Annotated in this window: 7 protein-coding genes and 1 pseudogene; 7 read left to right on the top strand and 1 reads right to left on the bottom strand. The window is 73.0% G+C overall.

Going from position 1 to position 7,702, the window contains the following annotated elements:
* Positions 1 to 144: 144 nt before the first annotated feature.
* Both ACWDA7_RS32040 and ACWDA7_RS32035 read left to right on the top strand, forming a co-directional pair.
* Positions 145 to 1,212, top strand: coding sequence for an LLM class flavin-dependent oxidoreductase (locus ACWDA7_RS32040; protein WP_450608677.1), 1,068 nt, complete (start codon positions 145 to 147; stop codon positions 1,210 to 1,212).
* 41 nt (positions 1,213 to 1,253) lie between these two features.
* Positions 1,254 to 1,709, top strand: coding sequence for an RpiB/LacA/LacB family sugar-phosphate isomerase (locus tag ACWDA7_RS32035; protein ID WP_450608671.1), 456 nt, complete (start codon positions 1,254 to 1,256; stop codon positions 1,707 to 1,709).
* Between the two features lie 84 nt (positions 1,710 to 1,793).
* Here the strand turns inward: ACWDA7_RS32035 and ACWDA7_RS32030 are convergent, their stop codons facing one another.
* Complete coding sequence (locus ACWDA7_RS32030; protein WP_450608669.1) at positions 1,794 to 2,561, bottom strand: CDP-alcohol phosphatidyltransferase family protein; 768 nt, start codon at positions 2,559 to 2,561, stop codon at positions 1,794 to 1,796.
* A 107-nt stretch (positions 2,562 to 2,668) separates the two neighbouring features.
* On the opposite strand from ACWDA7_RS32030, the gene ACWDA7_RS32025 reads away from it, so the two are divergent.
* The 5 genes and pseudogenes from ACWDA7_RS32025 to ACWDA7_RS32005 all read left to right on the top strand — a co-directional run.
* Positions 2,669 to 3,649, top strand: a complete 981-nt coding sequence (locus ACWDA7_RS32025) for an FAD-dependent oxidoreductase (protein ID WP_450608667.1) — start codon at positions 2,669 to 2,671, stop codon at positions 3,647 to 3,649.
* Between the two features lie 162 nt (positions 3,650 to 3,811).
* Positions 3,812 to 4,210 carry a 6-pyruvoyl trahydropterin synthase family protein gene (locus ACWDA7_RS32020; RefSeq protein WP_450608665.1) on the top strand — a complete coding sequence of 133 codons (399 nt, stop codon included), beginning with the start codon at positions 3,812 to 3,814 and terminating at the stop codon, positions 4,208 to 4,210.
* The gene (locus ACWDA7_RS32015) at positions 4,207 to 5,421 is read left to right on the top strand and encodes a glycosyltransferase family 4 protein (RefSeq protein WP_450608663.1); all 1,215 of its coding nucleotides are present in this window, start codon (positions 4,207 to 4,209) and stop codon (positions 5,419 to 5,421) included. Before ACWDA7_RS32020 ends, ACWDA7_RS32015 begins: the two co-directional genes overlap by 4 nt.
* Positions 5,418 to 6,359, top strand: coding sequence for a class I SAM-dependent methyltransferase (locus ACWDA7_RS32010; protein WP_450608661.1), 942 nt, complete (start codon positions 5,418 to 5,420; stop codon positions 6,357 to 6,359). The genes ACWDA7_RS32015 and ACWDA7_RS32010 overlap by 4 nt, the downstream gene beginning before the upstream one ends.
* A pseudogene (locus tag ACWDA7_RS32005) lies at positions 6,356 to 7,387 on the top strand (lysylphosphatidylglycerol synthase transmembrane domain-containing protein); the annotation flags it as partial. The gene ACWDA7_RS32010 and the pseudogene ACWDA7_RS32005, both read left to right, overlap by 4 nt.
* Positions 7,388 to 7,702: the final 315 nt, after the last annotated feature.

Raw genomic sequence — 7,702 nt, 5'->3', positions numbered from 1 at the left:
GCCGAATGCGGCGGCAACCAGTCCTGCGCCACCTGCCATGTGTGGGTGCGCGAGGAGTTCGCGCCGCTGGTCGGACCGCCGGGCGACCGGGGACGAGACGGCCCGCCGCCGGCGGGCCGGGCACCACCGGAACCGGAGCCCTTCATGACGAACCCTCCCGCTGACCGCACGGGTGACGAGCAGGCGGTCACGCTCGGACTCGACACCTTCGGCGATGTGACCGACGACGACAGCGGCCGGCCGCTGTCGCACGGCCAGACGATCCGCAACCTGGTCGAGGAGGGCGTCCTCGCCGACGAGGTCGGACTCGACCACTTCGCCATCGGAGAGCACCACACCGACTGGATGCCGCTGTCGGCGGCCGACGTGGTCCTGGGCGCCATCGCCGCCCGCACCTCGCGCATCCGCCTCGGCTCTGGTGTCACCGTCATCAGCTCGGACGACCCTGTCCGGGTCTACCAGCGCTACGCCACCCTGGACGCCGTCGCCCACGGCCGCGCCGAAGTGATCCTCGGGCGGGGTTCGAGCACCGAGTCCTTCCCGCTCTTCGGCTACGAACTGCGCGACTACGACCGCCTCTTCGAGGAGAAGGTCGCCCTGTTCGCCGAACTCCTCAAGGAGAAGCCCGTCCGCTGGTCCGGCACCACCCGGCCGCGCCTGGACGGTGTGTCCGTCTACCCGCACACCGAATCGGGCGCGATCCCGACCTGGATCGGCGTCGGCGGCAGCCCCGACTCGGTCATCCGCACGGCCCGGTACGGCTTCTCGCTGATGCTCGCGATCATCGGCGGCCCGACGGCACGGTTCGCCCCGTTCTCCGGTCTCTTCCGCCAGGCACTCGAGGAGTTCGGGCAGCCCGAGCGGCCGGTGGGCGTGCACTCCCCGGGCCATGTGGCGGCCACGGACGAGCAGGCGGTCGAGGAGTTCTGGCCGTACTACGAGAGCACGATCCGCAAGGTCGCCGCGCAGCGGGGTTTCCGCGCGCCGACCTTCGAGCAGTTCCTGCACGACGTCGGGCCCGGTGGCGCGCTGTACGTCGGCTCGCCCGAGACCGTGGCGCGGAAGATCGTCACCACGCTGCGGACCCTGGGGGCGACCCGCTTCGACCTGAAGTACGGCATGAACGGGCTGCCGCACCGGGCGCTCATGGAGTGCATTGAGCTCTTCGGCACGAAGGTGGCGCCTCAGGTGCGCGACATGATGGCCTCCTGAGCGGCCGGGCCCCCGCGGTCAGGGCGGGTAGGCTCCGAAGCATGCGGATCTCCGTCTCCTCGGACATGGACGAGCCCGTCGCCCGTAGCCTCGTAGCCCAACTGCGCGGCCGCGGCCACGAGGTGGTGACCCACGGCGCGCTGCGCCCCGGGGACGACCCCCAGTGGGCGGTGTGCTCCCAGGCCGCCGCCCGCGAGGTCGCCGACGGCAGGTCCGACCAGGCCGTCGTGTGCTGCTGGACCGGAACGGGCGCTTCGATCGCCGCCAACAAGGTGCCCGGTGTGCGGGCGGCCCTATGCACGGACGCGTACACGGCGGACGGCGCACGCCGCTGGAACGACGCCAACGTACTGGCGCTCAGTCTGCGGCTGACGTCCGAGCCGCTGCTGACGGAGATCCTCGACGCCTGGTTCGCCGCCGAGGTCAGCGAGGACCCCGAGGACCGGGAGAACGTGGCCCATGTCGGACGTCTGGATCTCGGCAGGGCGCTTCCGTAGGTTCGGCGGCCCGGGCCGGAGGCCTGGTCCTCGGCAGGACGGTTCCGGCGCCGGCGCCGGACGTCCCCTCCGCCGAACTCCGGGTCAGTGGCCCGCCACCAGCTCCAGCACCTCGTTCCGGGCCGGCGTCGCCGCCGCGCGGACGCGGACGGTCCACAGCCACTGCACGTCCCGGCCGAACGACCACACCAGGGAAGCCAGCGCGACCGCGACGATCCCCGCGGTCACCGGGTACGGCAGCCAGTTCGAGGCGGCCGCCAGCAGGGCGATTCCCTGCATCGCGGCGACCGTCTTGCGCGCCATGCTCGGGGGCAGCTCGCCGTTCAGCCACGGCAGCACCTTGGCCGCCGCCACGAAGACGTAGCGCATCGAGCCGATCAGCAGCACCCAGGGCCCCAGTGTCATCGACACGTACACGCTCAGCACCAGGATCAGGAAGGCGTCGACCTCCATGTCGAAGCGTGCGCCGAGCGCGGTCGAGGTGCCGGTGCGGCGGGCCACCTTGCCGTCCACGCCGTCCAGGATCAGCGCCACCCCCGTCAGTCCCACGAAGACCGTCACCGGCGGTGAGCTCTCGAAGGAGTCCGCGACCAGCGCGGTGACGCCGCCCACCAGGATCGCCCGGCCCAGCGTCACCCGGTTGGCGGCGCCGAAGGAGCGAAGCCGCGAGCGGAGCACGGCGCGGGTGAGGACGGCCCAGGTGGCGAGGGCGAAGGCCAGGCCGGTCAGCCAGCCGGCCGGGCCCATGCCGATGGCCGTGCCCAACAAGGCCAGCAGCAGTACCTGCACGCCCGCTCCCACGGTCGTCTCCTGCTGCAAGAGCCTTGCGTCGTATGTGTGGTTCAGGGCCACCGCTCACCCTCCGGCCAAGTGACAGATTCGATCTTCGCGCGTACCTTGTGCGCGACTTCTCATAGCTGCGTACGTGGTGAGACGCCGGATCGTTCAGGGAGACGCACATGAACCTCACAGCCCGCGCCTTCTGGCTGCGTTCGCCGGGTCACGGGGAGCTGCGGGACGTGGAGCTCCCGAAGCCCGGCGACGGCGAGGTCCTCGTGCGCGCGCTGTACTCCGGTGTCAGCCGCGGCACCGAAACCCTCATCTTCCGCGGCGGCGTACCCGAGAGCCAGCACGCCGCGATGCGCGCGCCCTTCCAGGAAGGCGACTTCCCGGCGCCCGTGAAGTACGGCTACCTCAGCGTCGGGCGAGTGGAACAGGGCCCCGGCGAACTGGTCGGCAGGACCGTCTTCTGCCTGTATCCGCACCAGAACCGGTATGTCGTCCCGGCCTCGGCCGTCACCGTCGTACCCGACACCGTGCCCGCCGCACGCGCCATCCTCGCCGGCACCGTCGAGACCGCGGTCAATGCCCTGTGGGACGCGGGGCCGCTCGTCGGCGACCGGATCGCGGTCGTCGGCGGCGGCATGGTCGGATGCTCCGTCGCCGCCCTGCTGGCCCGTCATCCCGGAGTCAGGGTCCAGCTGGTCGACGCCGATCCGGAGCGAGCCGAGACCGCCCGCGCGCTCGGCGTCGACTTCGCACTGCCGCAGGACGCCCTCGGCGAGTGCGACCTCGTCGTCCACGCCAGCGCGAGCGAAGCGGGGCTCGTACGGGCCCTGGAACTGCTCGCCCCCGAAGGCACGGTCGTCGAGCTCAGCTGGTACGGCGACCGGCGCGTCACCTTGCCGCTCGGCGAGGCCTTCCACTCGCGCCGTCTCACCGTCCGCAGCAGCCAGGTCGGCACCGTCTCGCCGCGCGCCCGTGCCGGACGCACCTACGCCGACCGGCTCGCCCTCGCCCTCGAACTGCTCTCCGAGCCCGCGTTCGACGCGCTGATCACCGGCGAGTCCGCCTTCGAAGACCTCCCCGACGTGCTGCCACGCCTCGCACGTGGTGAGCTCAAGGGGTTGTGCCACCGAGTTCAGTACACCGACGACTGATCCCGTTGTCCGAATCGCCCCGACTCCGAGGAAACGCGCAAGGAATTCGCACGGAACCTCGAAACAAGGAGAACGGGCAGCTGAACAACGCGCAGGGGCCGGCCGTACTACACGGCATGCCCCGGCAGGGGATCAGACGCACCGCACCTGGAGGGTCGTCCGTTGTTCAGCATCACCGTCCGCGATCACCTGATGATCGCCCACAGCTTCCGCGGCGAGGTTTTCGGCCCGGCGCAGCGCCTGCACGGTGCGACGTTCCTCGTGGACGCCACCTTCCGGCGTGCCGAGCTGGACGACGACAACATCGTCGTCGACATCGGACTGGCCACGCAGGAGCTCGGCGCCGTGGTGAGCGAGCTCAACTACCGCAACCTCGATGACGAGCCGGACTTCGCGAACATCAACACCTCCACGGAGTACCTGGCGAAGGTGATCGCCGACCGCCTCGCCGAGCGCATCCACAAGGGCGCGCTGGGGGAGAGCGCCCGTGACATCGAGCGCATCGCCGTCACGCTGCACGAATCGCACATCGCCTGGGCGAGTTACGAGCGTGGCCTGTGACCGACATGACCATCGGCCACGCGGCCCCGGACACGGCCGGCCAGGCGTCCCAGCCCCGGCTGCACTACGTTCCGGTGCAGAGCGCGGCCCTGAGGAACGCCCACATCATTCCCATGTCCCTGCGCACCGTGCACTTCGTCATGCCGGGCGGTGTCGACGACCCGGCCATCCCCAGTGGCGGCAACGCCTACGACCGCCGTATCTGCCTCGACCTGCCCGGCTTCGGCTGGCAGGTCCACCAGCACGCCGTCGAGGGCTCCTGGCCCCGGCCCGGTGCCACGGCCCGGGCGGACCTCGCCCGGACGCTGCGCGAACTGCCCGACGGCACGGTCGTCATGCTCGACGGCCTGGTCGCCTGCGGTGTCCCCGAGATCGTGGTGCCGGAGGCCGAACGCCTGTGCCTCGCCGTCCTGGTGCACCTGCCGCTCGGCGACGAAACGGGCCTCGATGCGCAGACCGCGGCGGAGCTCGACGCCAAGGAGCGGGCCACCCTTCGGGCCGTACCCGCCGTCGTCGCCACCAGTGACTGGGCCGTGCGCCGGCTCGTCTCGCACCACGGGCTCGCCCCCGAGCGCGTCCATGTCGCCGCCCCCGGCGCCGACATCGCGCCCCTCGCCCCCGGCACCGACGGAGTCTCACGGCTGCTGTGCGTCGCCGCGGTCACCCCGCGCAAGGGCCAGCACCGGCTGGTCGAGGCCCTCGCCGCCGTCCGGGACCTGCCGTGGACCTGCACCTGCGTCGGCGGGCTCGGCCACGATCCCGAGTACGTCGCCCGTCTGCGCGCGCTCATCGACGGACACGGACTCGGCGACCGGCTGCACCTCGTCGGGCCCCGGACCGGGGCCGAACTGGACGCCAGTTACGCCACCGCCGACCTCATGGTCCTTACCTCGTACGCCGAGACGTACGGCATGGCCGTCACCGAGGCACTCGCCCGCGGCATCCCTGTCCTCGCCACCGACGTCGGCGGCCTGCCGGAGGCGCTGGGACGCGCACCCGACGGCGGGGTGCCCGGCATCCTCGTACCGCCGGAGGACCCCGCCGCGCTCGCCGTGGAACTGCGCGGCTGGTTCGGCGAGGCGGATGTACGGCGCCGGCTCAAGGCCGCGGCCCGCGGCCGTCGCGCCGCGCTGAACGGCTGGGCCACCACGGCCCGCAGCCTGGCCGGCGTCCTGGGTCGGCTGTGCCACGAGCCCCGGAGGGCGGCATGAGCATGAGTACGACTCCGACGGGGCCCGACTCCGATACTGCGTCCTCGGACGCCGCCGGTCACGGGGTCCTCTCCGCGATACCGGCGCCCGGCGCCGAGGAGCCCGAGGTCCCGCGGTACGCCCCGCAGTGGCTCCAGTTGCGTGAGCCCGCCGACGCCGCGGCCCGGGCGCACGACCTGCTGGACCCGCTGCGGATACGGCTGGCCAACCGGCCCGGACGCACCAAGGACCTGGTCGTGCACGACCTGGGGTGCGGCACGGGGTCCATGGGACGCTGGCTCGCCCCGCTCCTGGACGGCGCCCAGCACTGGGTCCTGCACGACCGCGACCCTTACCTGCTGCACTTCGCCACGGTGGGGGCCCCCCGGGCGGGCGCCGACGGCAGCCGGGTGACGGTCACCACCCAGCGCGGCGACATCGGCCGGCTCACCCCCGACGCCCTGACGGGGGCCTCGCTGGTGACCGCCTCCGCGCTGCTCGACGTCCTCACCGCGGACGAGATGGACACGCTCGCCGCCGCCGTCGTGGGCGCGGGCTGCCCGGCACTGCTGACGCTGTCCGTCGTCGGCCGCGTGGAGCTCACTCCCGCCCATCCCATGGACGAGGAGATCGGCGACGCGTTCAACGCGCACCAGCGGCGGGGCGGACTTCTCGGGCCCGATGCGGTGGTCGCCGCCTGCGAGACCTTCGACCGGCTGGGGGCGGACGTACGGGCGCATCCGAGCCCCTGGCGGCTCGGTCCGGAACAGGCGGAACTGACCGAGGAGTGGCTGCGTGGCTGGGTAGGCGCCGCAGTGGAGCAGCGTCCGGAGCCGGCGGCCCGTGCGGATGCGTATCTGCGCGACCGGTCGGCCGCCTGCGCGGCGGGCGAGCTGCGCGTGACGGTGCACCACAGCGACGTACTTGTGCTGCCGCGGCCGACGGGAGGGGCAGGATGACGGCTCGGACGGCCTCCGTGGTGGAGGCGGGGGTGGCGATTCGCAGGGCCGAGGGCAGCACGGTGCCGGCCGCGCAGACTATCCCGCCGCAGACCGCGCGTGGGACGACGAGGAGTGCGGTCGCCGTTCCGGCACCGCGGACGGCCGCGCCCGCCGACGCGGACACCGGCCCGGCCGGGACCGAGGCGCCGCGCGCCCGCCGTCCCGTGCCGCGCGCCCTGCGTACGCATCTGGGCACCATCGCCGGGGCCGTCATCCTCGGGGTGCTGCTGTGGCGGCTCGGCACCGGGGTGTTCCTGGACGGGCTGCGGCGGATCGACGCCCCCACCCTGCTGGCCGGGCTCGCGATCGGCGTGCTGACCACCGTGTTCAGCGCCTGGCGCTGGTGCCGGGTGGCCCGTGCGCTGGGCATCCGGTTGCCGCTCGGGCCCGCTGTCGCCGACTACTACCGAGCGCTGTTCCTCAACGCGGCGCTCCCCGGCGGCGTGCTCGGCGATGTGCACCGTGCGGTGCGACACGGGCAGAGTGCGGGCGACATCGGCCGTGGCGTCCGCGCCGTGGTCCTGGAACGCACGGCGGGGCAGGTGGCCCTCATCGCCGTCGGCGTGCCGGTCCTGCTCACGCTGCCCTCACCGGTGCTGGTCGAGGCCCGCCATCTCGCCGCCCTGCTGGCGCTCGCCGCACTCGGCGCGGTCGCCATCGTGGCAGCCGTGCGGATGGGCCGGGCGCCCCGCCCGTCGCGTCGGCGCCGCTCGTTCGCCGCGCTGCTGGCCGAGGCGCGAAGTGCCCTGCTCGCCCGGGGCAGTTGGCCAGCCGTGCTGGTGTCGTCCGTCGTCGTGCTGGCCGGGCACCTGCTGATGTTCCTGGTGGCCGCTCGGGTCGCCGGATCGCAGGCATCCCCCCTCACGTTGCTGCCGCTGGCACTGCTCGCGCTCATCGCCATGGGCCTGCCGCTGAACGTCGGCGGCTGGGGTCCCCGGGAGGGCGTCACCGCTTGGGCCTTCGGCGCCGCCGGCCTCGGCGCGGACAGCGGCCTGAGCGTCGCGGTGGTGTACGGCGTCCTCAGCTTCGTCGCGAGCCTGCCCGGGCTTCTGGTCCTCCTCGCCCGGTGGTCGACAGCACTGAGGACCCGGCGGACGGACGAGCCGGCCGGGGCTGCGCAGGAAACGGCGATCGCCGGCACGGAAACCCCTGAGGACGGCGGCAAAGCCCGTACCGCGGACGCGGAGCCGGCCGGGGCTGCGCAGGAAACGGCGATCGCCGGCACGGAAACCCCTGAGGACGGCGGCGAAGCCCGTACCGCGGACGCGGAGCCGGCCGAGGGTGCGCAGGAAACGGCGATC

This window comes from Streptomyces sp. NPDC001156 (assembly GCF_053598275.1).
Note: the sequence above shows the minus strand (reverse complement) of the source record. Positions and strands in the feature narration are given on the sequence as shown.

What these genes read in the sequence shown, in the direction of transcription:
- ACWDA7_RS32040 (WP_450608677.1), top strand. Translation starts at nt 145, where the DNA reads ATGACGAACCCTCCCGCTGACCGCACGGGTGACGAGCAGGCGGTCACG.
- ACWDA7_RS32035 (WP_450608671.1), top strand. Translation starts at nt 1,254, where the DNA reads ATGCGGATCTCCGTCTCCTCGGACATGGACGAGCCCGTCGCCCGTAGC.
- ACWDA7_RS32025 (WP_450608667.1), top strand. Translation starts at nt 2,669, where the DNA reads ATGAACCTCACAGCCCGCGCCTTCTGGCTGCGTTCGCCGGGTCACGGG.
- ACWDA7_RS32010 (WP_450608661.1), top strand. Translation starts at nt 5,418, where the DNA reads ATGAGCATGAGTACGACTCCGACGGGGCCCGACTCCGATACTGCGTCC.